This is a genomic window from Bacteroides sp. Phil13, from assembly GCF_001940965.1.
GTDB classification, from domain to species: Bacteria; Bacteroidota; Bacteroidia; order Bacteroidales; family Bacteroidaceae; genus Bacteroides; species Bacteroides intestinalis.
Map to the genome: position 1 here is coordinate 148,182 of NZ_MSHA01000042.1, position 2,142 is coordinate 150,323.

General features: G+C 32.2%; 3 protein-coding genes. All 3 read right to left on the bottom strand.

Annotated features, from left to right (window positions below):
• Positions 1-228: 228 nt before the first annotated feature.
• Complete coding sequence (locus BWI44_RS07825; RefSeq protein WP_138291973.1) at positions 229-711, bottom strand: hypothetical protein; 483 nt, start codon at positions 709-711, stop codon at positions 229-231.
• 166 nt (positions 712-877) lie between these two features.
• The gene (locus tag BWI44_RS07830; protein ID WP_138291972.1) at positions 878-1,381 is read right to left on the bottom strand and encodes a hypothetical protein; all 504 of its coding nucleotides are present in this window, start codon (positions 1,379-1,381) and stop codon (positions 878-880) included.
• A partial coding sequence (locus BWI44_RS07835; RefSeq protein WP_286812859.1) for an RHS repeat-associated core domain-containing protein occupies positions 1,344-2,142 on the bottom strand: 799 nt, incomplete at its 5' end. The genes BWI44_RS07830 and BWI44_RS07835, both read right to left, overlap by 38 nt.

The following is a 2,142-nucleotide window of genomic DNA, read 5'->3' on the forward strand; positions in this document are numbered from 1 at the left end:
TGGCATCATAAGCATATTCATTATGTAATTTTACTCTATCCTTAAGTTTAAAGTTGTTTTAAGATGTGGAAGGGATGTAATCTAATAATTTTAAATAATATTTATATGCACAAAAGAATAATAAGATTTGCCCTATCTCTACATGCAGAGACAGGGCAAATTTAGATTAGAAAATTAAAACAGCCGAATAATATTCTTTTCGTAGAAACACCCGCTGCAACGAGAAAGTTAGAAAAGACGAGTAACATACCAATACACATACCATTCTTTATGTTCAATAGTCTTATGCCACATTCCGGTAGTATTATTCAGAATATCTATAAATAACTTCTTGTAACATTCTTCCTTTCTCAAAAAATGAGGAGGCAACTGTCGTACTTCTATTATATTTAAATTCTTGTCGAATAAAATAGAGAATACTATACGTTGATTTAGTTCAACGTTATCATATCCTTCTTGATTGTAATAGAATCTTTTCACATAGTTATCCAATGAATCCTTTCCTGCATTGAATTCCACACCATGTGCAATATAAGCTATGACTTTTTGACCTTCTAATGTTATATATTCTACTGTTTTCCCATCATCCAGCAACCTATCAACAGGACGACCATCTACATCCTCTACATAACGGCTGACAACCGCCTGCGACATACATATCGTGGGAATTATAAAGAAAAAGATGTGTAATAATAAACATTTAATAATCATATCCTAATCGTTTTGACATTAGAGTAAGCTTTTAAGTCAAAAAATCACTAAGAAATAACCCCTGACCAGACTAATTATTTATAGTAAAGGTCAGGGATATGTAAAATTTGCAGATTAAAAATTCTAAGACTTGATACAATCGAATAGAATATCCAATCGAACGAGATCAGTTGTCAATATATAAATATCCTGATTCACAAGCAACATTTACAAGAATTTTATTTTGATATAAAATATCAATTAGGTATTTTTCTTCATCATATGATAATTCAAAGGCAATAAAACCATTATCATCAAAAAAGTGAGAAAGTAGAGTATCAACATTTCCTTTATAGATAGAATCTATTAGAGGTTGAGGTGTTACTATATCTTTTCTTAATTCATAAAAAGTTACACTATCAATATTTAAAACTCCTGAATCTTTTAAAGTTCGTGAAAATTCATCTGGATATTTCATTTCTAAGACAATGTCATTTGATCTTAATACCATACGATAAATAGAATCTTGGTATTTTACACTTAGAGCTTTATAAGGCTCATTACCATTTTCTTTTGCATGTTGTTCTTTGGGTTTCCTATTTATATACATACATGCAGTAAGAATAAAGGCAATTCCAGTAATTAGAATAATTTTACTCCAATAGTGTTTTAGGCACTTCTCTTCTTCCATATTTAGTTCTTTTAGGATCTCCTGTTTTCATTCTTATTTTATTTTCTGTATTGATTGCACGTACTTCAATCAACAAGACACCATTCACTGTTATTTCCCTAGTCATTGTTCCTTGATCTGCATCATAAGAATGTTGCAACTCATGACTTAGTCCTACCCTCGGAGTTCTTTTCTCTCCGCTAGGTTCTATTTGAGTATAGGGATCGTATCTAACAGTAGTGCCTTGTGAAATTCCCTTGGCAGCTTTCTCTTTATCAACTTCTGTTAAGTTACCTTTTCTTCTATCCTCCACCATTGTAATTTGATGAATATTTTCACTGTCCTCTAATTTTAAAATTATTTGAGCAACAGTTTTATCATCTTTCTTCAATTGTGCTAAATCAGCTTTTACCGTTTTTTGAAACTTTGTATCGTAACCAAATCTCGATTTTATATGATCAATTAATCCATTGGGATTAGGGCTAATGACTATACTATCTCCATTCACATCAATATTACCAACTGGATTATTTCCTCCATACTGATACGATGACATCGAATAATACTTCTCAGCAAACCTATCTGTCGTCGTAAATCTTCCCAGCACCGCATCATACCGTCTTACCCCATAATCATACCAGTTCAGCCCCTTCTTAGTATCCAGTTCCTTACCATTATACTTATAAGGCTGCACATTCTCCTCACTTGCAAAAACGCCTCCGAATGGATAATAATGGTTGATTTCTTCTACGCCACCATTCTTGTTAACCAGTACCCGGTTG

What these genes read in the sequence shown, in the direction of transcription:
- BWI44_RS07825 (WP_138291973.1), bottom strand. Translation starts at nt 711, where the DNA reads ATGATTATTAAATGTTTATTATTACACATCTTTTTCTTTATAATTCCC.
- BWI44_RS07830 (WP_138291972.1), bottom strand. Translation starts at nt 1,381, where the DNA reads ATGGAAGAAGAGAAGTGCCTAAAACACTATTGGAGTAAAATTATTCTA.